Consider the following 20,831-nt stretch of genomic DNA (forward strand, 5'->3'; position numbering starts at 1 on the left):
AGTGCCCGGCCGGGGGCCTGCCCCGGCGGGTATGAAGAAGGTGCTGGCAGTCAAGGCTACCGTCCGGTGGAAGATCACTTCCCCTCGTATTCGGGCGCCCCCCGGTGCCCCGTCCGGGCGGCGGGACCGCACCACCTCCGGGCCGGTGGGCACAAGGTGGCGGGCGGCGCTCAACTGTTCCTACAGTTGTTCAATGCGCACCGATGAGCCCCGCGAGCAGGTGGGGGACCCCTCCCTGCCTCCCCACGGGGACTTGCTCCCGCCCGTGAGCACCGTCCTCGCGGTCATCGCCACCGGCCTGTGGCGCTGGGACAACGCCACCGGGACCGTCACCCTCGACGCCGAGGCGGCCCGCCTGCTCGGGCTCCCGCCGCACGCCCAGACCACCACCGAGGCGGGCGTGCGCTCCCGCTTCCACCCCGTCGACTGGAACGAGATCCACGGCATCGTGCAGCTCGCCGTCGCCGAGGGCACCCTCGCCGAGGCCCGGCTGCGGATCATGGACGAGCAGGGCCGCCGCGTCCTGCGCACGGTGCGCAGCCGCACGAAGCCGATCGTGCACGAGGGCGGCAGCACCTACGAGCTGCTCGGCACCCTCCAGGAGGTCTCCGAGCCGTCCCCCGGCTCGGCCGCCCGCTCGCCCGTCACCGGGGACTGGCGCCGCTCGCGCGAGGCGTTCCTGCTCGACGCGGGCCGCGCGCTCGCGGAGGCACGGTCCACCAAGGAGGTCCTGCGGGTCGCCGCGGGCCTGTCCATGCCTGGCTTCTCGCCGGACGGGCTCGCCGTCTTCGGCGCCAAGGCCGACCGCCTCACCCTCATCGGCCACCACGGCCACCACGGCTACGGCCACGACGACCCGCTCGCCTCGATGCCGCTGGACACCGACTACCCGGCCGCGGAGGTCCTGCGCACCGGCCGCGCCGTCTATCTGTCGTCCCCGGCGGACTACCGCCGCCGCTACCCGACCGCCTGGCCGCTGGCCTCGCGCTTCGAGCGGCAGTCCTGGGCGTTCCTGCCGCTGGTCGTGGCGGGCCGCACGATAGGCGCGTGGATGGCGGCGTTCACCCACCCCGTGTCGTTCACGCCGGACGAGCGCTCCGTCCTGACGACGGTCGCGCGCATGCTGGCGCAGGCCCTGTCGCGGGCCGGGGTCGCGGAGTCCGAGCGGGAGCTGACCGAGGGCCTGCAGCGCTCCATGCTGCCGATGCTCGGCCCGGAGATCCCCGGCATGAGCGTCGCCGCGCGCTACGTACCGACGGGCGGGGGCCTTCAGGTCGGCGGCGACTGGTACGACGTGATCCCGCTGCCCAGCGGCCGCATCGCCTTCGTCATCGGCGACGTCCAGGGCCACGACGTGCGGGCCGCGGGTCTGATGGGGCAGCTGCGCATCGCCCTGCGCGCGTACGCCTCCGAGGGGCACCGCCCGGACGCGGTGCTGTCCCGCGCGACCCGCTTCCTGTCCGGCATCACGGACGGCATCGCCTACGGCTCGACGGACACCCGCGACGACCACGGGGGCGCGGCGGCCGACCCGCGCTTCGCGACGTGCCTGTACGTGGAGGCGGATCCGGCGACCGGGGTCCTGGAGATCGCCCGCGCGGGCCACCCCGAGCCCGTCATACGCATGAGTGACGGAACGGTTCTCCAGCGCCCCATCGCGGGCGGCCTCCCCCTCGGCATCGACCCGGACGCCGACTACCCGACGACCCGGCTCGTCCTCGACACCGGCGAGACCATGCTGATCTGCACGGACGGCCTCATCGAGACCGGCGGCCACGACCTGGAGACGGGCTGGCGGCGGATCCGCGAGATTCTGGAGCGGTACGAAGACGGCGCGGGCGGCGCGGGCGGCACGGCCGGCTCGTCCGGCGACGACGGCAGGGCCGACACGACCGGCGTCGACGGTACGGCTGAGGGAGCCGGGGCAGCCGACGCGAAGGGGGCGGACGCCGCAGGCGCGGGCGCCGCCGGGCCCGAGGGGCACGAGGGCTTCGGCGCCTACGAGGCCCCGCCGACCGGGGACGACAGCCTCGAAGCACTCGCCGACACCCTCGTCCAGGCCGTGCACGGACCGTCCTCGCACCACACCACGGGGCCGCTCGCCGACCGCCGCGAGGACGACATCGCCGTACTGCTGCTGCGCCGCACCGGCCGCACCGAGCAGCGCGCCCACACCCGCCGCACGATGCTGACCATCGCCCAGGCCGAGCCGGAGCGCGTCGCGGGGGCGCGCCAGCACCTGCGGGACCTGCTGCACGACTGGTCGGACGCCGAGCAGGTCGACTCGGCGGTCCTGCTGGTCTCCGAGATGATCACCAACGTCCTCGTGCACACCGACGGCGACGCGCTCCTGGTCGCCGAGGTCACCGGCGAGGCGGACTCGCGCAGGCTCCGGGTCGAGGTCGCCGACGGCAGCGACGACCTGCCCCACAAGCGGCACCCCGGTGAACTCGCCTCGTCCGGGCGGGGACTCGTCCTCATGGAGCTGCTCGCCGACCGGTGGGGGGTGGATCCGCGGGGCGAGGGCAAGAGCATCTGGTTCGAGCTCTACGAGGGCTCGGGGGACTCGCCGGGCGGTGCCCCGGAAGCCGGGGCGGGCGGGGACGTCGGCGGCGCCGACCCGGACGCCGCGCTGTAGCGGACGCGCAGCTCGGAGAGGACGCCGAAGGCGGCGGCCGTCAGCGGTACGGCGAGCAGCATCCCGATGATCCCGGCGACGGACGCCCCCGCGGTGATCGCCAGCATCACCACCGCCGGATGCATCTGCACGGTCCGGCTCTGGATCATCGGCTGCAGCACGTGCCCTTCGAGGACCTGCACGGCCAGGACGACGCCGAGCGCCCACAGCGCGATGACGGGGCCGCGGTCGGCGAGGGCGACGAGGACGGCGATGGCGCCCGAGAGGAACGCCCCCAGGTACGGGATGTAGGCGCCGACGAACACGAGCGCGCCGAGCCCCGCGGCGCCGGGCACCCGCAGGATCAGCAGGCCGACGGTGATGCACACGGCGTCGATGAGCGCGATGAACGTCGTACCGCGCATGAAGCCCTCGACGGCCGTGAAGGCGCGCCGCGCCATGGCCTCGACGGTGTCGGCACAGGACGCGGGCACCAGGGAGCGCAGCGCGCCCGCGGTCTTGTGCGAGTCGCGCAGGAAGAAGAAGACGAGCAGCAGCGCGAGCACGGCGGTCGCGATCATCTCGCCGACCACGCTGATCCCGCTCACCACCCCGGAGGCGGCGGTGCCGCCGAACTTCCCCAGCAGGTCCTTGGAGTTGGACGCGAGGTCGTCGAGCGAGGTGCCCGCCGCCCCGAAGTGCTTCGACAGGTCGGACGCGGCTTCCTTGAGGGACGAGATGATCTGGTCCCCGGTGTCGATGAGGGCCGCGACGACGATGTACGTGGCCCCGCCGACGACCGCGAGCACGGCGGCGCAGGTCAGGCCCGCCGCCAGCGAACGGTTCACCCGCATCCTCACCAGCCGCCGGTACAACGGCCCGAGCAGCGCCGTCCCGAGGAGCGCGAGCAGCACGGGCGTGACGGCCGTCTTGAACACCGTGCACAGCCACACACCGACCCCGGCCACACCGGCGACGAGCAGCAGGACCGCGCACCAGGCGGCCACGCGCCGCACGGCTTCGGGCAGAAGGGTATGCACGGCTCCACCCGAACACGGCCGTACGGCCCACGCAGCGGGGCGTAGGCCGTACGGACGGTGCCGGTCCGCGTGCCGCGGAGCCGCGTCACACCTCGCGGCGCCGGGGCACGTCCCGGCCACCGGGGTCACGTCCCGTGGAGCCGGGTCACATGCCGTGGAGCCGGGTCACATGCCGTGCACGGCGGGGACCGTCCCCAGCAGGCCCTTCTGGAAGTCCTCGAAGGCCTGCTGCAGCTCCGCGCGGGTGTTCATCACGAACGGCCCGTAGTGCGCCATGGGCTCCCGGATGGGCTGCCCGCCGAGCAGCACGACCTCCAGGTCGGGCGTGTGGGAGTCCTGCTTCTCGTCCGCCCGGAGGGTCAGCGAGCCACCGGCCCCGAAGACGGCGGTCTGCCCCAGCTGGACGGGCCGCCGCTCGGTGCCGACGGTGCCGCGCCCGGCGAGGACGTAGGCGAGCCCGTTGAAGTCCTCCCGCCAGGGCAGCGTGACCTCGGCACCGGGCCGCACGGTCGCGTGCACCATGGTGATCGGGGTGTGCGTGATGCCCGGGCCCTCGTGCCCGTCCAGCTCACCCGCGATGACCCGCAGCAGCGCGCCGCCGTCCCCGGTGGTCAGGAGCTGGACCTGGCCGCCGCGGATGTCCTGGTAGCGGGGGTCCATCATCTTGTCCTTGGCGGGCAGGTTCACCCACAGCTGGAGGCCGTGGAAGAGCCCGCCGGACATGACGAGGGATTCCGGCGGGGCCTCGATGTGCAGGAGGCCGGACCCGGCGGTCATCCACTGGGTGTCGCCGTTGCGGATGGTGCCGCCGCCACCGTTGGAGTCCTGGTGCACGAAGGTGCCGTCGATCAGGTACGTCACGGTCTCGAAGCCGCGGTGCGGGTGCCAGGGCGTGCCCTTGGGCTCCCCGGCCGCGTACTCCACCTCGCCCATCTGGTCCATCATGATGAACGGGTCGAGGTACTTGTAGTTGATCCCGGCGAAGGCGCGCCGCACCGGGAACCCTTCGCCCTCGAAGCCGCTCGGCGCGGTCGTCACGGCGAGCACGGGGCGCGCCACGGCGTCGGCCGGCGCGGTCACCTTGGGCAGGGTCAGCGGGTTGTCGACGGTCACTGCAGGCATGGGTGGGACCTCCTTGTACGCTCAGTTTAGTTGAACGTAGAACTTTCTGCCACCTGGAACACGGAACGCCCGGAGGGCATTCCCTCCGGGCGTTCCGGTGATCACTGGGGGCGGGGGCCTTGGCCGAAACCGTCAGCCGGGCCGAACCCCCGCGGCGCGGTCCGTCATCCGCGCGAAACGGTCCGTCATCCGTACATGCGGCGCATGGCGAAGTCGACCATCTGCTCGACGGCCTTCGCGTCGAACACCATGCGGTGCTCGCCCTCCATGTCGAGGACGAAGCCGTAGCCGGTCGGCAGCAGGTCGATGACCTCCGCGCCGGTGATCACGAAGTACTTGGAGTCCTTGCCGGCGTACCGGCGCAGCTCCTTGAGCGTCGTGAACATCGGGATGACCGGCTGCTGGGTGTTGTGCAGCGCGAGGAAGCCGGGGTTGTCGCCGCGCGGGCAGTACACCTTCGAGGTCGCGAAGACCTGCTGGAAGTCCTCGGCGGACATCGAGCCCGTGGTGAACGCGCGCACCGCGTCCGCGAGGGACGGCGGCGAGGGCTCCGGGTACAGCGGGGGCTGCTGGCCGTAACCACCGGGCGTCTGCGCTTGCGGCGGCGGCTGTTGCGGCGGGACGTACCCCTGCCCGACACCCGCGTGCTGGTCGTAGCCGTACATGCGGGTCAGCGTACCGATTCCGGCGGGGGCGCCGTACGCGGACGCCGGTTCCACGGGACCCCGGACACCCCACGACCCGGCCTCCCCCGGGCCGCCCCCTCGCCGAGGGATCGAGGCAGGGGGCACGGCCCCGGCCGACGGCACGTCTGCCGCCAGGGCTGGTGCGACCTGCGGCGGAACTTTATGTAGTGGTCGCTAGACAAAGAGCCGAGGGGGCGGCTATCGTTTTTGTAGCGAGGACTACAGATGCTCGACCCGAGGGGGACCCCGACATGGCCGCAGGCGTAGGCACGAAGACGCGCACGACCAGGGCGACATACGCCCGGACCACCGCCGGAGAGGGCCCCGCCCTGCTCCTGGCGCACGGCGCGGGCGGCTCCGTGGAGGCCAATTTCGGGCCGGTCCTGCCGGCGCTGGCGGCGACCCACAGAGCCGTGGCCGTCGACTACCCGGGGTCGGGCAAGACACCCCGCGCCAAGGAGCCCCTCACCCTGGACACCCTCGCGGACGAGCTGATCGCGGCGGCCGACGCGGAGGGCGCGGACACCTTCGCCCTGGCGGGGTATTCGCTGGGCACCGCGGTGGCCGTCCGCACGGCGGCCCGCCACCCGGACCGGGTGAAGGCCCTGGTCCTGACGGCCCCCTTCGCCCGCCCCGACACCCGCATGACCCTGGCCGCCCAGGTCTGGCACCACCTGGCCTCGTCCCGCGACCGGGACGAGCTGGCCCGCTTCCTGCTCCCGCTCGCCCTGAGCCCCGAGGTCCTGGACGCACTGCCCCCGGATCAGCTCGCGGCGACCCTGCGGGGCACGGCGGAGTCGGTCCCGGAGGGCACCCCGGACCACGTGGACCTGGTCCTCCGCACGGACGTCCGCGCGGACCTGGCCGCCGTCACGGCCCCGACGCTGGTCATCACGACCACGCGGGACCAGCTCGTCCCGCCCCGCGTCCAGCGCGAGGTCGCGGCCGGTATCAGGGGCGCCCGCGTGGCCGGGATGGACACCGGCCACCTCCCCTTCGCCGAGCGGCCCGCCCAGTGGCAGCGCCTGATCACCGACTTCCTGGCCGAGACGGAGACCGGGACGCGGACGGCATCCGGGGCCCCGACCGGAAGCAGGCCCACCGACAGGCCCACCGAATAGACCCTGCTCACACTTGGGCCATCAGGGGTTGCCTCTTATTACCGACGGGTAGCATCATGGTCAACGACTAGCTACTTACTGGTACGCCTACGAGGATTCCAGCCTCCCAAGCCACTTACGGAGCCGTCGCCATGGGGCACTACAAGTCGAATCTCCGCGACATCGAGTTCAACCTCTTCGAGGTGCTCGGCCGCGACAAGCTGTACGGCAGCGGCCCGTTCGCGGAGATGGACGTCGAGACCGCCAAGAGCATCCTCAGCGAGCTGTGCCGCCTCGCCGAGAACGAGCTGGCCGAGTCCTACGAGGACGCCGACCGCAACCCGCCGGTCTTCGACCCGGCGACCAGCACCGCCCCGGTCCCGGCCTCCTTCAAGAAGAGCTACCAGGCCTTCATGGACTCCGAGTACTGGCGCCTCGGCCTGCCCGAGGAGATCGGCGGCACCACCGCCCCCCGCTCCCTGATCTGGGCGTACGCGGAGCTGCTGCTCGGCGCCAACCCGGCGGTCTGGATGTACTCCTCCGGCCCGGCGTTCGCCGGCATCCTCTTCGAGGAGGGCAACGAGGCGCAGAAGAAGGTCGCCGAGATCGCCGTGGAGAAGCAGTGGGGCTCCACGATGGTCCTCACCGAGCCGGACGCGGGCTCCGACGTGGGCGCGGGCCGCACCAAGGCCGTGCAGCAGGAGGACGGCTCCTGGCACATCGAGGGCGTGAAGCGCTTCATCACGTCCGGTGAGCACGACATGTCGGAGAACATCCTCCACTACGTCCTCGCCCGCCCCGAGGGCCACGGCCCCGGCACCAAGGGCCTGTCCCTCTTCCTCGTGCCGAAGTACGAGTTCGACTGGGAGACCGGCGAGCTCGGCGAGCGCAACGGCGTCTACGCGACCAACGTCGAGCACAAGATGGGCCTGAAGGCGTCCAACACCTGCGAGATGACGTTCGGCGACCAGCACCCCGCCAAGGGCTGGCTGATCGGCGACAAGCACGACGGCATCCGCCAGATGTTCCGCATCATCGAGTTCGCCCGCATGATGGTCGGCACGAAGGCGATCTCGACGCTCTCCACGGGCTACCTGAACGCCCTGGAGTACGCCAAGGAGCGCGTCCAGGGCCCCGACCTCGCCCAGTTCATGGACAAGACCGCGCCGAAGGTGACGATCACGCACCACCCGGACGTGCGCCGCTCCCTGATGACGCAGAAGGCCTACGCGGAGGGCATGCGCGCCCTCGTCCTGCACACCGCCGCCGTCCAGGACGAGATCGCGGTCAAGGAGGCGAACGGCGAGGACGCGTCCACCGAGCACGCGCTCAACGACCTGCTCCTGCCGATCGTGAAGGGCTACGGCTCGGAGAAGGCCTACGAGCAGCTGGCGCAGTCGCTCCAGACGTTCGGCGGCTCCGGGTACCTCCAGGAGTACCCGATCGAGCAGTACATCCGCGACGCCAAGATCGACACCCTCTACGAGGGCACCACCGCGATCCAGGGCCAGGACTTCTTCTTCCGGAAGATCGTCCGCAACCAGGGTGCCGCGCTGAACGGCCTCGCCGAGGACATCAAGAAGTTCCTCGCCGTCGGCACCGGCGGCGAGGAACTCGCCGGGGCCCGCGAGCAGCTGGCCAAGGCGGCCGTCGAGCTGGAGGCCATGGTCGGCGTCATGCTCACCGACCTCGCGGCCACCGAGCAGGACGTCAAGTCCATCTACAAGGTCGGCCTCAACACCACCCGCCTCCTCCTCGCCTCCGGCGACGTCGTCGTCGGCTACCTGCTGCTGCGCGGTGCCGCCGTCGCCGCCGAGAAGCTGGAGACCGCCACGGCGAAGGACAAGGCGTTCTACCAGGGCAAGATCGCCGCGGCCCAGTTCTTCGCGGCGAACGTCCTGCCGGGCGTGGCCACGGAGCGCGCCCTGTCCGAGTCGGTGTCCCTCGACCTGATGGAGCTGGACGAGGCGGCGTTCTAGCCGACCCCCGCCCAGGCCAGGTGGCCCGCTCCTCCGCCCCGGGGAGCGGGCCACCACCATGTCCCGTGCCGCGTCCGCGCCCCCGCGGCGGCGCAGACGAAAGAACCACCCCCGGCCCCCCGCGGGGGCGTGGTTAAGGTGACGCCATGAGCACACCCTCCCACCCGTCGCCCGCCGCCCCGCCGACGAGCGCTGCGCCCACGCCCCCTCGTTTCGACCGCGGCCACACCGACGACCTCATCGCCTTCCTGGCGGCGAGTCCCTCGCCGTACCACGCCGTGGCGAGCGCCGCCGAGCGCCTGGAGAAGGCCGGCTTCCACCAGGTCGCCGAGACCGACGTCTGGGACGGCTCGACCGGCGGCAAGTACGTGCTGCGGGGCGGCGCGATCGTCGCGTGGTACGTCCCGGAGGGCGCCACCCCGCACACCCCGTACCGCGTCGTCGGCGCCCACACCGACTCCCCGAACCTGCGCGTCAAGCCGCTGCCCGACACCGGCGCGCACGGCTGGCGCCAGGTGGCCGTGGAGATCTACGGCGGCCCCCTGCTCAACTCCTGGCTGGACCGCGACCTCGGCCTCGCGGGCCGCCTGTCCCTGCGCGACGGCAGCTCCCGCCTGGTCAACATCGACCGCGCGCTGCTCCGCGTACCCCAACTGGCCATCCACATGGACCGTTCGGTGCACACCGACGGCCTGAAGCTCGACAAGCAGAAGCACATGCAGCCCGTCTGGGGCCTCGGCGACGACGTCCGCGAGGGCGATCTGATCCGCTTCGTCGAGGAGGAGTGCGGCCTCGCCCCCGGCGAGGTGACGGGCTGGGACCTGATGACGCACTCCGTCGAGCCGCCCGCGTACCTGGGCCGCGACCGCGACCTGCTCGCGGGCCCCCGCATGGACAACCTCCTCTCCGTGCACGCCGGTACGGCGGCCCTCGCCGCCGCGGCCACCGCCCCCGACGCCGACGCGCTGCCGTACATCCCCGTCCTCGCCGCCTTCGACCACGAGGAGAACGGCTCGCAGTCCGACACGGGCGCCGACGGCCCGCTGCTCGGCACGGTCCTGGAGCGTTCGGTGTTCGCGCGCGGCGGTTCGTACGAGGACAAGGCGCGCGCCTTCGCCGACACCGTCTGTCTGTCGTCCGACACCGGCCACGCCGTCCACCCCAACTACGCGGAGCGGCACGACCCGACGCACCACCCGCGCGTCAACCGGGGCCCGATCCTGAAGGTGAACGTCAACAACCGCTACGCCACGGACGGCGGCGGCCGCGCCGTCTTCGCCGCCGCCTGCGAGAAGGCGGGCGTGCCGTTCCAGGCGTTCGTGTCCAACAACTCGATGCCCTGCGGCACGACGATCGGCCCGATCACGGCCGCGCGGCACGGCATCAAGACGGTCGACATCGGCGTGGCGATCCTGTCGATGCACAGCGCCCGCGAACTGTGCGGCGCCGACGACCCGCACCTGCTCGCGAACGCGCTGCTCGCGTTCCTGGAGGGCTGAACCGGCCGGTCACCGAGGGGATGTCGCCCGTATCGGGGTACTCATGGGCGCATGAGACTTCTCGTACGCGACCGGCTCCTCGGCATCGGCGACGACTACTGGATCGAGGACGACCAGGGCCGCAAGGTCTTCTTCGTCGACGGCAAGGCGATGCGGCTGCGGGACACCTTCGAGCTGAAGGACATGCAGGGGCGGGTCCTCATCGACATCCGGGCGAAGCTGCTCGCCCTGCGCGACACGATGGTGATCGAGCGCGAGGGCGAGCCGCTCGCCCGCGTCAAGCGCAAGCGCCTGTCCCTGCTCCGCAACCACTACCGCGTGGAGCTCGCCGACGGCTCGACCGAGCTGGACGTCAGCGGCAAGATCCTGGACCGCGAGTTCGCCATCGAGTACGAGGGCGAACTCCTCGCCGACATCTCCCGCCGCTGGTTCAGCGTCCGCGACGCCTACGGCGTCCACATCGCCCGCGACGACGCGGACCCGGCCCTGCTCCTGGCCATCACGGTCTGCGTGATCCGCCTGGCGGAGAAGGAACGGGGCGCCGACTGACTGGCTCGCCGGATACCGCCGTGGGCACAGCCCCCGCTGTGGACACAGCCCCGTCCCACGGCGCCCCTTACGGCAGCCTGCGGTCCTTCAGCGCCGGGAACTGCTCCCGGGTCTCGGCCACCTTGGCCAGGTCGAGGTCCACCGTGAGGACGACCTCCTCCGCCCCGGCCGCCTCGGCCAACACCTCGCCCCACGGGTCGACCACCGCACTGGCCCCCGCCTGCGGCACCCCCGCATGCGTCCCCGCGGTCCCGCAGGCGAGCACGAACACCTGGTCCTCGACCGCCCGCGCCCGCGCGAACAGCGACCAGTGCGCCCGCCGCCGCGCGGGCCACCCCGCGGGGACGACGAACACCTCGGCGCCCGCGTCGACGAGCCCCCGGAACATCTCGGGGAAACGCAGGTCGTAGCAGGTGGCGAGGCCGAGCACGGCCTCGGGCGTGCGCGCGGTGACCAGCTCCGTGCCCGCGCCCATCATCACGGCCTCCCCCTTGTCGAACCCGAACCGGTGGATCTTCCGGTACGAGGCGGCGAGCTCGCCCTCGGGCGAGAAGACGAGGGAGGTGTTGTACAGGGCCCCGTCGGGGGCGCGTTCGGGAATCGACCCGGCGTGCAGCCACACCCCGGACTCCCGCGCGGCCTTGGCCATCACCTCGTACGTGGGCCCCTGGAGCGGCTCGGCCTCGGCGTCGAAGGACTCGTAGGCGAAGGCGCCCGTCGTCCACAGCTCAGGCAGCACGAGCAGGGCGGATCGCTCCCGCTCGGCGACCTCGCGTACCAGCGAAGAGACCCGCTGGCGACGGGAATTGACTGATTCGTCATCGTCTACGGCGATCTGGAGGAGAGAGGCGCGCACACTACCACCGTCCTGGCATTCGAGCCGTCAAGTAGGCCTACGATCGTCACACGAAAGCACTGCCGGGGTGCCAGCGGGCAGCGTACTGTGATTTTCCGGGGGAACCCCCCGGACCCCCACGACGCGTCCCAGCCACCCACCGCCCGCGTACGACCGCCGAGGGGTCTCGTGAGTCTCCATCCCAGCCTTCAAACCTACGCCGATGCCTGGACCCACTCCGTGGAAGCGATATCCGAGCTGGTGTCCCCCCTCTCCGAGGGGGAGTGGAATCAGCCGACCCCCTGCCCGGCCTGGTCCGTGCGGGACATCGTGTCCCATGTCATCGGCCTCGACTGCGAGATGCTGGGTGACCCGCGCCCGATCCACACGCTGCCGCGCGACCTGTACCACGTGCAGACCGAGGGCCAGCGCTACATGGAGATGCAGGTCGACGTCCGCCGCCACCACACGGCGCCCGAGATGACCTCCGAGCTGGAGTACACGATCATCCGCCGCTCCCGGCAGCTGCGGAACGAGTCCCGCGACCCGTCCACGAAGGTGCGCGGCCCGCTCGGCACCGAGCAGACCCTCGAACTGGCCATGCGGATGCGGGCGTTCGACGTGTGGGTGCACGAGCAGGACCTGCGCACGGCTCTCCGGAAGCCGGGGAACACCGACTCGCCGGGCGCGTACGTCGCCCGTGACCTGCTGCTCCAGGGACTGCCGAAGGTGGTCGCGAAGAAGGCGGGCGCCCCGGCGAACTCCGCGGTGGTCTTCGACGTGAGCGGCCCCGTCGAGTTCCTGCGCACGGTGCGCGTCGACGCGGAGGGCAGGGCGACGGTGGACAGCGCCCCCTCGCTCGGCCCGCTCGCCACCATCGGCATGGACTGGGAGACGTACTTCCGGCTCGCCTGCGGGCGGGTGTCGTACGCGGCCGTCAGGGACCGGGTGAAGGTCGAGGGCGACCAGGAGCTCGGCGACGCGATCCTCGGGGAGTTCGCGGTCACTCCGTAGCACGCCGGCCAGGGTTCCGGGGCGCTCCCGGAACCCGGCGGCGCGGCGGGCCCCACGGCGGCCGGGGCATGCGCCGCAGCGAGGCACCGGACGGTCGGACAGCGGGGCGCCGGAGGTCAGACGGGGAGGCGCCGGACGGTCAGACGGGGACGTGCACCGTCTCCACCCGGCTGGCCACCAGCCGCTCCCGCTCCCTGCGGGCCGCCCGGGTCCGCAGCCGCAGGATCTGACTGAGGCCGACGGCCTGAAGGACGAAGACCGCCGAGAACGCGATCCGGTAGTCGTCGCCGGTCGCGTCGAGCAGCACACCGACGGCGAACAACGTCGTCATCGAGGCGATGAAACCACCCATGTTGGTGATGCCGGAGGCCGTCCCCTGCCGCTCCGGCGGATTCGCGGGCCGCGCGAAGTCGAAGCCGATCATCGAGGCCGGACCGCAGGCGCCGAGGACCACACACAGCACCACGAGCAGCCACAGCGGCGCGTGCGCCCCGGGCCAGGCCAGCGTCGCCGCCCAGACGGCCGCCGTCGCGCCCACCGTGCCGAGCGCCAGCGGCAGCCGCGCCGCGTGGTGCCGGGCCACGACCTGTCCGAAGACCAGGCCGATCGCCATGTTCGCCAGCACGATCAGCGTCAGCAGGTCCCCCGCCGCGCCGCGCGACAGGCCCTGCGCCTCGACCAGGAACGGCAGGCCCCACAGGAGCAGGAACACCATCGCGGGGAACTGCGTCGTGAAGTGCACCCACAGACCGAGCCGGGTGCCGGGCTCCCGCCAGGACAGCGCGATCTGTTCGCGTACGAAGCCGGGTCCGCCGCCGGGCCGTGCCGCGGGCGGCTCCGGCTCGTGGCCCTCCGGGTGGTCCTTCAGGAACACCGCCATCACCACGAGGACGACGACGCCGGCGAGCGCGCTGCCCGCGAACGCGGTGGTCCAGCCGACCTCGTGCAGCACCCGGGCGAGCACGAGCGTCGAGACCAGGTTGCCCGCCATGCCGACGAGCCCGGCGAGCTGCGCGACGAGCGGGCCGCGCCGGACGGGGAACCAGCGGGTGCCGAGCCGAAGCACGCTGATGAACGTCATCGCGTCGCCGCAGCCGAGCAGCGCGCGCGAGGCCAGCGCCATGCCGTACGAGGGCGAGAGCGCGAAGCCGAGCTGGCCGAGGGTGAACAGGACCACGCCGAGGGTGAGGACCTTCTTCGTGCCGAGCCGGTCCACCATCAGGCCGACGGGTATCTGCATGCCCGCGTACACGAGCAGCTGGAGGATCGAGAACGTCGACAGGGCGGAGGCGTTGACGTGGAAGCGGTCGGCGGCGTCCAGGCCCGCGACGCCCAGCGAGGTGCGGAAGATGACGGCGACGAAGTAGACGGAGACGCCGACGGACCACACGAGCACGGCCCGCCGTCCGCCCGGCGGGTCCCCGGGCAGCCGGGCCGCCCCGGCCGTCGCGCCGGTGGTCATCGTGCGGCTCCCCGCGCGAGGTTCTGGAACCAGCCGACGTGCCGCGTGACCACGTCGACCGCGGCGTCCGCGTCCTCGGCCGTCAGCGCCGCGAGGATCTCCTCGTGCTCGGCGAGGGTCTTGGCGATGCGGTCGGGGTGGGAGTGCATCACGGCGACACCCATCCGCAGCTGGCGGTCGCGCAGCTGGTCGTAGAGGCGGGACAGGATGTCGTTGCCGCCGCTGCGGACGATCTCCGCGTGGAAGCAGCGGTCGGTCCTCGCCGCCGCGGCGAGGTCACCGGCCGCGGCCTGCTCCCGCTGCTGTTCGAGCAGCGCCGTCAGCCGGTCGATGAGTCCGGCGGGCGCGGGCACCGCCTTGCGCACCGAGTGCGTCTCGACGAGCAGCCGGGTCTCGACGACGTCCGCGATCTCCTGCGCGGAGACCGGCAGGACGAGGGCGCCCTTCTTCGGGTAGAGCCGCAGCAGCCCCTCGACCTCCAGCTTCAGGAGTGCCTCGCGCACCGGCGTGCGGGACACCCCCACGGCCTCGGCCAGCTCGCCCTCGGTGAGGAGCGTGCCGCCCTCGTAGTGGCGTTCCAGGACGCCCTGCTTGACGTGCGCGTAGACGCGCTCGGCGGCGGGGGGCTGCTTGAGGGAGGACTTGTCGGTGGACACGGGCGGGGCCGTCGAGGCGGGTGGGGCGGCGGGCATGCGCACAGCATAGATACAACACGTATACGCGGGGAGTCCGGTTCCACGATCCGGACAGGGCCCCTCACCGGGCAGCGACCCACCCGACGGCGGCCCACCCGACCGCGATCCATCCGGCGGTGATCCGCCCGGCAGTGATCCACCCGACACAGCTTGGCCGCATCTTTACCCGTTCGGCGCGCATCCGTTCCGCCCTCTCGTCAGTCATCCCTGTGACGGCTTTCCCATCTCTCTTCCATCGCAAGGAGATTCGGGACATAAGCCGCCAACTACCTCATCAAGCAGGGACAACGGAGCGTTCACCTTGAGAATCCGCACCCCGGGCGTGCGCGTGCGCCGTATAAGCGCAGCAGCTGCCGTCACCGCCGGAGCCGTCCTGACCGCGGGCGTCGTGGCGACGCCCGCCCAGGCCGCCGCACCACGCAAGCCGTCGATCGCCGCCAAGGGCGGCTTCCTCATGAACAACGGCTCGGGCAAGACGCTGTTCACGAAGTCCGCGGACACGCGCCGCGCCACCGGCTCGACGACGAAGATAATGACCGCCCGGGTGGTCCTCGGCCAGCGGAACCTCAACCTGGACTCGAAGGTCACGATCCAGAAGGCCTACAGCGACTACATCGTCCGCAACAACGCCTCGCACGCCCGCCTGATCGTGGGCGACAAGGTGACGGTCCGCCAGCTCCTGTACGGGCTGATGCTGCCGTCCGGCTGCGACGCCGCGTACGCCCTCGCGGACAAGTACGGCAAGGGCTCGACCCGCGCCGCCCGCGTGAAGTCCTTCATCGGCCAGATGAACAAGACGGCCAAGGACCTGAAGCTGAAGAACACGCACTTCGACTCGTTCGACGGCATCAGCAACGGCGCCAACTACTCGACGCCCCGCGACCTGACGAAGCTCGCGAGCAACGCCATGAAGTACTCGCGGTTCCGCACGATCGTGAAGACGAAGACGTACACGGCGAAGACGAAGACCAAGACCGGCGGCACCCGCACCATGGCGCCCTGGAAGAACACCAACGCCCTGCTCGGCTCCTACCGCGGCGCGATCGGCGTGAAGACGGGCTCCGGCCCGCAGGCGAAGTACTGCCTGGTCTTCGCCGCCACGCGCAACGGCAAGACGGTCATCGGCACGGTGCTCACGTCCACGTCCTCGGCGGCGCGCATCAAGGACGCGAAGAAGATCATGGACTACGGCTTCAAGGTCGCGTAGCGGCCCGCGGCCGATGAGTACGACGGCCGCCGAGTACGAGGACGGGGCCCACCGCACATCGCGGTGGGCCCCGTCTCTCGTACCGGCGGGTGCTACGCCCAGGTCATCAGCCGCTTGGGCTGCTCCAGGATCGCCGCCACGTCACCGAGCACCTTCGAGCCCAGCTCGCCGTCCACCAGGCGGTGGTCGAAGGAGAGCGCGAGGGTGGTCACCTGACGGGGCTTCACCTTGCCCTTGTGGACCCACGGCTGGAGCTTGATCGCGCCGACCGCGAGGATCGCGGACTCGCCCGGGTTCAGAATGGGCGTGCCCGTGTCGATGCCGAAGACGCCGATGTTCGTGATCGTGACCGTGCCGCCCTGCATGGCGCCGGGCGACGTCTTGCCCTCACGGGCCGTGGTCACCAACTCGCCCAGGGAGGCGGCGAGCTCGGGCAGGGTCTTGGCGTGCGCGTCCTTGATGTTCGGCACGATCAGACCGCGCGGGGTCGCCGCGGCGATGCCCAGGTTCACATAGTGCTTCTGGACGATCTCCTGGTTCGCCTCGTCCCAGGCCGCGTTCACGTCCGGGTTCCGGCGGATCGCGAGGAGCAGCGCCTTGGAGATCAGAAGCAGCGGGTTGACCCGCAGCCCCTCGAAGGCACGATCCTGCTTGAGCTCCTCGACCAGCTTCATCGTGCGCGTCACGTCCACCGTCACGAACTCCGTGACGTGCGGGGCCGTGAAGGCCGAGCCGACCATCGCCTGGGCCGTGGCCTTGCGGACGCCCTTGACCGGGATGCGGGTCTCGCGGGCGTCACCCGCCGCCACGGGGGCGGCGGCCGGGGCGGGCGCGGCCGGGGCCGCCGCGGGCGCGGGCGCCGGGGCGGCCACCGCCGCGTGCACGTCCTCGCGGGTGATGATCCCGTCGGGGCCGGTCGGTGTGATGGTGGCCAGGTCGACGCCCAGGTCCTTGGCGAGCTTGCGGACCGGGGGCTTGGCGAGGGGGCGGGCGCCGGTGGGTGCGGCGGCCTGGGGGGCCGGGGCGGCCGGGGCGGGCGGGGCCGGGGCGGGCGCGTGGCCGTTCATCTCGCCCTGCACCGCGGCCGCGTAGTACGTCCCGGCGGACGGTTCCTCGCCCTGGGCCGGCACGGGCTTGCGGGCGCGGCGCTTGGTGGAGGACTCGGAGACGCCGTACCCGACGAGGACCGGCTGGCGGCCCTTGGGCGCCTCGGGCTCCTCCTCCGGCGCGGCGGGCGCGGGGGCGGCCTCGGGGGCGGGCGCGGCACCGCCGGCCGGGCCCACCGTGATGATCACCTGGCCGACGTCCACCGTCGTGCCCTCGGCGAAGCGCAGCTCCCGCACCGTCCCGTCGAACGGGATGGGCAGCTCGACGGCGGCCTTGGCCGTCTCCACCTCGCACACGACCTGTCCGTCGGTGACGGTGTCACCCGGCGCGACGTACCACTTGAGGATCTCGGCCTCGGTGAGTCCCTCGCCCACGTCGGGCATCTTGAACTCGCGCACGGCCGAAGCGGTGTCAGTCATTGTCGTCACGACCCTCTTCCTCAGTACGCCAGCGAGCGGTCGACGGCGTCGAGCACCCGGTCGAGGCCCGGCAGATAGTCCTCTTCGACCCGGGCGGGCGGATACGGGGCGTGGAAGCCGCCGACGCGCAGGACCGGCGCCTCCAGGTGGTAGAAGCAGCGCTCGGTGATGCGGGCGGCGATCTCGGCACCGGAGCCGAAGAACGTCGGCGCCTCGTGCACCACGATCAGACGGCCGGTCTTCTCGACCGAGGCCTGCACGGTGTCGAAGTCGAGCGGCGAGATCGTGCGCAGGTCGACGACCTCCAGGGACTTGCCCTCCTCGGCGGCGGCCGCGGCGGCCTCCAGGCAGGTCTTCACCATCGGGCCGTACGCCACGAGGGTCGCGTCCGTGCCCTCGCGGACCGTGTGGGCCTTGTGCAGCGGATCGGGGATGGCGTCGGTGTTGACCTCGCCCTTGTCCCAGTACCGCCGCTTGGGCTCGAAGTAGATCACCGGGTCGTCGCTCTGGATGGCCTGCTGGAGCATCCAGTAGGCATCGGAGGAGTTCGAGGGCGTGACCACCTTCAGGCCCGCGACGTGCGCGAACAGCGACTCCGGGGACTCGCTGTGGTGCTCGACGGCGCCGATGCCGCCGCCGTACGGAATGCGGATGACGACCGGCACCTTGACCTTGCCGAGCGCACGCGCGTGCATCTTGGCGAGCTGCGTGACGATCTGGTCGTACGCGGGGAAGACGAAGCCGTCGAACTGGATCTCCACCACCGGGCGGTACCCGCGCAGGGCGAGGCCGATGGCCGTGCCGACGATGCCGGACTCGGCGAGCGGGGTGTCGATGACCCGGTCCTCGCCGAAGTCCTTCTGCAGGCCGTCGGTCACCCGGAAGACACCACCGAGCTTGCCGACGTCCTCGCCCATGACGAGAACCTTCGGGTCGGTGTCGAGAGCCCGGCGAAGGGACTCGTTGATCGCCTTCGCGATCGGAAGTTTCTTTACGGCCATGGCTACTTGACCTCCCCGCCAGTGGCGGCGTTCACAGGTGCGTCCGCGAACGACGCCTGGTAGGCGGCGAACTGGGCGCGCTCCTCGTCCACGAGCGCGTGGCCGTCGGCGTAGATGTTCTCGAAGATCGACATCGGCTCGGGGTCGGGCATCGTCCGCACCACGTCCCGCACTCGCTTGCCCAACGTCTCGCTCTCGGCCTCGAGTTCCGCGAAGAATCCCTCATCCGCGTGACCCTGGGCCTCCAGGTACGTCCGCAGCCGCAGGATCGGGTCCTTGGCCTCCCAGGCCTCGCGCTCCTCGTCGCGCCGGTAGCGCGTCGGGTCGTCCGAGGTGGTGTGGGCGCCCATGCGGTACGTGAACGCCTCGATCAGCGCCGGTCCTTCACCACCGCGCGCCCGCTCCAGGGCCCACTTGGTGACCGCGAGACAGGCGATCACGTCGTTGCCGTCGACGCGGACGCCGGGGAAGCCGTAGCCCTGCGCGCGCTGGTACAGCGGCACCCGGCTCTGCTTCTCGGTCGGCTCGGAGATCGCCCACTGGTTGTTCTGGCAGAAGAACACCACGGGGGCGTTGTAGACGGCGGAGAACGTGAACGCCTCGGCCACGTCGCCCTGGCTGGTGGCGCCGTCGCCGAAGTACGCCACCACCGCGCTGTCGGCGCCGTCCTTGGCCACGCCCATCGCGTAGCCCGTGGCGTGCAGCGTCTGCGAGCCGATGACGATCGTGTACAGCTGGAAGCCGTTGGTGTTGGGGTCCCAGCCGCCGTTGTTCACACCGCGGAACATGCCGAGCAGGAGCGTCGGGTCGACGCCCTTGCACCAGGCCACGCCGTGCTCGCGGTAGGTGGGGAAGACGTAGTCGTCGGCGCGGGTCGCGCGGCCCGATCCGACCTGCGCGGCCTCCTGGCCGAGCAGCGACGGCCACAGGCCCAGCTCGCCCTGTCGCTGCAGCGTGACGGCCTCGGCGTCGAAGCGGCGGGTGAGGACCATGTCCCGGTACAGGACACGGAGGTCCTCCGGCGTGAGGTCCGCGACGTAGCGGTCGTACTCGGAGTTCTCGACCCGCTCGCCCTCGGGCGTCAGCAGCTGTACGAGCTCCGGCTCGCCGCCCTGGGCGGCGCCCTTGCCCTTCGCGGCGCCCTTGCCCGGGCTCGCGGTCTTCTTGGCGCTCGCACTGGCGCGCTTGCCGCCGCTGCTCGCGCGGCGCGGTGTGCGCGCGGCGGTGCTTTCCACGGTCACGTGTGCTCCTCCGTCGGTCCGGCCCCCGGGGTCCACCGGGAGACCAGTACGGCTCGCCCGATTCCAGCCCGTCGCACGGGGTGGGTGCGGCTCAGCCGGGACAAGGCGTGACAGTTGCTCCGGCGAGCGCCCTTCTCCAAGCACGTTACCCAGTGCGTACCAAAACTGTGAAACCCCGTCTGACCTGCAATTTTGCTTGGATTTCCAAGTAAATCCCGCTAGGAAATCCAACTAAATCGAGAAGAGCGGAAACACAGCCTGGTCACAGCACTGATCACAGCCTGGCAGGGGGCCGGAACACCGGCACGTTATCCCGGCCACCCCGGGCACGGGAAGAGTTGATGTGTGACACTGGCAGGGTGCGCGAAGAAGGAAAAATCACCGTATTCCTGCTCGACGATCACGAAGTGGTGCGGCGCGGAGTCCACGAACTGCTCTCCGTGGAGTCCGACATCGAGGTGGTCGGCGAGGCCGGCACGGCGGCGGACGCGCTGGTGCGGATTCCGGCCACACGGCCGGATGTAGCGGTCCTTGACGTACGGCTCCCGGACGGCAGCGGAGTCGAGGTGTGCCGTGAGATCCGTTCCCAGAGCGACGACATCAAATGCCTGATGCTCACGTCGTTCGCGGACGACGAGGCCCTCTTCGACGCCATCATGGCCGGCGCTTCCGGCTATGTGCTCAAAGCCATTCGCGGCAATGAACTCCTCTCCGCGGTGCGTGATGTCGCCGCCGGAAAGTCCCTGCTCGACCCGGTCGCCACGGCCCGCGTCCTGGAGCGCCTGCGCGACGGCAAGAACCCCAAGGGGGATGACCGGCTCGCGAACCTCACCGAACAGGAACGCAAGATCCTGGATCTCATCGGCGAGGGCCTGACCAACCGCGCCATCGGCGAGCGACTGCACCTCGCCGAGAAGACGATCAAGAATTACGTCTCCAGCCTGCTGTCCAAGCTCGGCATGGAGCGCAGGTCGCAGGCGGCGGCGTACGTGGCCCGCATGCAGGCCGAGCGCCGCTGACGGCCCCGCCCGGACCTTCCGCGGGACCGTCTTGCGGACTTTCCGCGGGACCGTCTTGCGGACTTTCCGCCTGACCGTCTTCCTGACCTTCCGCCGGCCCCCCCTCCGGACCTTCCGCCAGCCCCTCTTCCGCCCCCTGCCTGCCCCTCCGCCCCCTGCCTGACCCCTTCGGGCCCCTGTCTGCCCCGGAGGGCAGGCTTACACGGGACTTATGGCCCCCTCTTCAGAGGGCGGGCGGC

General features: G+C 71.5%; 17 protein-coding genes. 8 read left to right on the forward strand and 9 right to left on the reverse strand.

The features are described from left to right. The first annotated feature begins 193 nt into the window (after nucleotides 1–193). Nucleotides 194–2,638: an ATP-binding SpoIIE family protein phosphatase gene (locus tag QUY26_RS18830; RefSeq protein ID WP_289948196.1), complete on the forward strand. Its 2,445-nt coding sequence runs from the start codon at nucleotides 194–196 to the stop codon at nucleotides 2,636–2,638. Here QUY26_RS18830 and QUY26_RS18835 read toward each other — a convergent pair. The 3 genes from QUY26_RS18835 to QUY26_RS18845 form a co-directional block, all read right to left on the reverse strand. Continuing rightward, entirely contained in the window at nucleotides 2,548–3,657 is a 1,110-nt protein-coding gene (locus tag QUY26_RS18835; RefSeq protein ID WP_289948198.1) for an AI-2E family transporter, read from the reverse strand. The two genes, QUY26_RS18830 and QUY26_RS18835, sit on opposite strands and share 91 nt — an antisense overlap. 165 nt (nucleotides 3,658–3,822) lie before the next feature. Then, complete coding sequence (locus QUY26_RS18840; protein ID WP_289948200.1) at nucleotides 3,823–4,779, reverse strand: pirin family protein; 957 nt, start codon at nucleotides 4,777–4,779, stop codon at nucleotides 3,823–3,825. 185 nt (nucleotides 4,780–4,964) lie between these two features. Then, nucleotides 4,965–5,444, reverse strand: a complete 480-nt coding sequence (locus tag QUY26_RS18845; RefSeq protein WP_289955827.1) for an SseB family protein — start codon at nucleotides 5,442–5,444, stop codon at nucleotides 4,965–4,967. Nucleotides 5,445–5,716: 272 nt separating this feature from the next. On the opposite strand from QUY26_RS18845, the gene QUY26_RS18850 reads away from it, so the two are divergent. From QUY26_RS18850 to QUY26_RS18865, 4 genes are all read left to right on the forward strand, one after another. Further along, nucleotides 5,717–6,586 carry an alpha/beta fold hydrolase gene (locus tag QUY26_RS18850; protein ID WP_289948202.1) on the forward strand — a complete coding sequence of 290 codons (870 nt, stop codon included), beginning with the start codon at nucleotides 5,717–5,719 and terminating at the stop codon, nucleotides 6,584–6,586. A gap of 131 nt (nucleotides 6,587–6,717) precedes the next feature. Continuing rightward, entirely contained in the window at nucleotides 6,718–8,544 is a 1,827-nt protein-coding gene (locus QUY26_RS18855) for an acyl-CoA dehydrogenase (RefSeq protein ID WP_289948204.1), read from the forward strand. 146 nt (nucleotides 8,545–8,690) lie between these two features. After that, nucleotides 8,691–10,043, forward strand: coding sequence for a M18 family aminopeptidase (locus tag QUY26_RS18860; protein WP_289948206.1), 1,353 nt, complete (start codon nucleotides 8,691–8,693; stop codon nucleotides 10,041–10,043). Nucleotides 10,044–10,094: 51 nt separating this feature from the next. After that, on the forward strand, nucleotides 10,095–10,592 hold the full coding sequence (locus QUY26_RS18865) for an LURP-one-related/scramblase family protein (protein ID WP_289948207.1): 498 nt from the start codon (nucleotides 10,095–10,097) through the stop codon (nucleotides 10,590–10,592). A 67-nt stretch (nucleotides 10,593–10,659) separates the two neighbouring features. Here the strand turns inward: QUY26_RS18865 and QUY26_RS18870 are convergent, their stop codons facing one another. Continuing rightward, a complete protein-coding gene (locus QUY26_RS18870; protein WP_289948209.1) occupies nucleotides 10,660–11,448 on the reverse strand; it encodes a carbon-nitrogen family hydrolase in 789 nt (262 codons plus the stop codon). A gap of 168 nt (nucleotides 11,449–11,616) precedes the next feature. Here QUY26_RS18870 and QUY26_RS18875 point away from each other — a divergent pair, with 168 nt between their 5' ends. After that, the gene (locus QUY26_RS18875) at nucleotides 11,617–12,441 is read left to right on the forward strand and encodes a maleylpyruvate isomerase family mycothiol-dependent enzyme (protein WP_289948210.1); all 825 of its coding nucleotides are present in this window, start codon (nucleotides 11,617–11,619) and stop codon (nucleotides 12,439–12,441) included. Nucleotides 12,442–12,580: 139 nt separating this feature from the next. On the opposite strand, the gene QUY26_RS18880 is transcribed toward QUY26_RS18875, so the two are convergent. Then, complete coding sequence (locus tag QUY26_RS18880; RefSeq protein WP_289948213.1) at nucleotides 12,581–13,903, reverse strand: MFS transporter; 1,323 nt, start codon at nucleotides 13,901–13,903, stop codon at nucleotides 12,581–12,583. After that, a complete protein-coding gene (locus QUY26_RS18885; protein ID WP_289948215.1) occupies nucleotides 13,900–14,595 on the reverse strand; it encodes a GntR family transcriptional regulator in 696 nt (231 codons plus the stop codon). The genes QUY26_RS18880 and QUY26_RS18885 overlap by 4 nt, the downstream gene beginning before the upstream one ends. 331 nt (nucleotides 14,596–14,926) lie before the next feature. Between QUY26_RS18885 and QUY26_RS18890 the strand changes: the two genes are divergently transcribed. Then, nucleotides 14,927–15,805: a D-alanyl-D-alanine carboxypeptidase family protein gene (locus QUY26_RS18890; protein WP_289948217.1), complete on the forward strand. Its 879-nt coding sequence runs from the start codon at nucleotides 14,927–14,929 to the stop codon at nucleotides 15,803–15,805. Between the two features lie 92 nt (nucleotides 15,806–15,897). On the opposite strand, the gene QUY26_RS18895 is transcribed toward QUY26_RS18890, so the two are convergent. Genes QUY26_RS18895 through pdhA form a run of 3 tightly spaced genes read right to left on the reverse strand, consistent with a single transcriptional unit; the run spans nucleotide 15,898 to nucleotide 19,573 of the window. Next, nucleotides 15,898–17,340: a dihydrolipoamide acetyltransferase family protein gene (locus tag QUY26_RS18895; protein ID WP_289948220.1), complete on the reverse strand. Its 1,443-nt coding sequence runs from the start codon at nucleotides 17,338–17,340 to the stop codon at nucleotides 15,898–15,900. Nucleotides 17,341–17,351: 11 nt separating this feature from the next. Next, nucleotides 17,352–18,332 (reverse strand): alpha-ketoacid dehydrogenase subunit beta, encoded by a 981-nt coding sequence (locus QUY26_RS18900; RefSeq protein WP_289948227.1) that lies wholly within the window; start codon nucleotides 18,330–18,332, stop codon nucleotides 17,352–17,354. 2 nt (nucleotides 18,333–18,334) lie between these two features. Then, entirely contained in the window at nucleotides 18,335–19,573 is a 1,239-nt protein-coding gene (gene pdhA / locus QUY26_RS18905) for a pyruvate dehydrogenase (acetyl-transferring) E1 component subunit alpha (protein WP_289948229.1), read from the reverse strand. A 359-nt stretch (nucleotides 19,574–19,932) separates the two neighbouring features. Between pdhA and QUY26_RS18910 the strand changes: the two genes are divergently transcribed. After that, nucleotides 19,933–20,592 (forward strand): response regulator, encoded by a 660-nt coding sequence (locus QUY26_RS18910; protein ID WP_030362322.1) that lies wholly within the window; start codon nucleotides 19,933–19,935, stop codon nucleotides 20,590–20,592. Nucleotides 20,593–20,831: the final 239 nt, after the last annotated feature.

It is taken from the genome of Streptomyces flavofungini, assembly GCF_030388665.1.
GTDB lineage: Bacteria > Actinomycetota > Actinomycetes > Streptomycetales > Streptomycetaceae > Streptomyces > Streptomyces flavofungini_A.

Coding starts and splice junctions, on each gene's coding strand:
- QUY26_RS18830 (WP_289948196.1), top strand. CDS start 194: ATGCGCACCGATGAGCCCCGCGAGCAGGTGGGGGACCCCTCCCTGCCT.
- QUY26_RS18840 (WP_289948200.1), bottom strand. CDS start 4,779: ATGCCTGCAGTGACCGTCGACAACCCGCTGACCCTGCCCAAGGTGACC.
- QUY26_RS18845 (WP_289955827.1), bottom strand. CDS start 5,444: ATGTACGGCTACGACCAGCACGCGGGTGTCGGGCAGGGGTACGTCCCG.
- QUY26_RS18850 (WP_289948202.1), top strand. CDS start 5,717: ATGGCCGCAGGCGTAGGCACGAAGACGCGCACGACCAGGGCGACATAC.
- QUY26_RS18855 (WP_289948204.1), top strand. CDS start 6,718: ATGGGGCACTACAAGTCGAATCTCCGCGACATCGAGTTCAACCTCTTC.
- QUY26_RS18860 (WP_289948206.1), top strand. CDS start 8,691: ATGAGCACACCCTCCCACCCGTCGCCCGCCGCCCCGCCGACGAGCGCT.
- QUY26_RS18865 (WP_289948207.1), top strand. CDS start 10,095: ATGAGACTTCTCGTACGCGACCGGCTCCTCGGCATCGGCGACGACTAC.
- QUY26_RS18880 (WP_289948213.1), bottom strand. CDS start 13,903: ATGACCACCGGCGCGACGGCCGGGGCGGCCCGGCTGCCCGGGGACCCG.
- QUY26_RS18885 (WP_289948215.1), bottom strand. CDS start 14,595: ATGCCCGCCGCCCCACCCGCCTCGACGGCCCCGCCCGTGTCCACCGAC.
- QUY26_RS18900 (WP_289948227.1), bottom strand. CDS start 18,332: ATGGCCGTAAAGAAACTTCCGATCGCGAAGGCGATCAACGAGTCCCTT.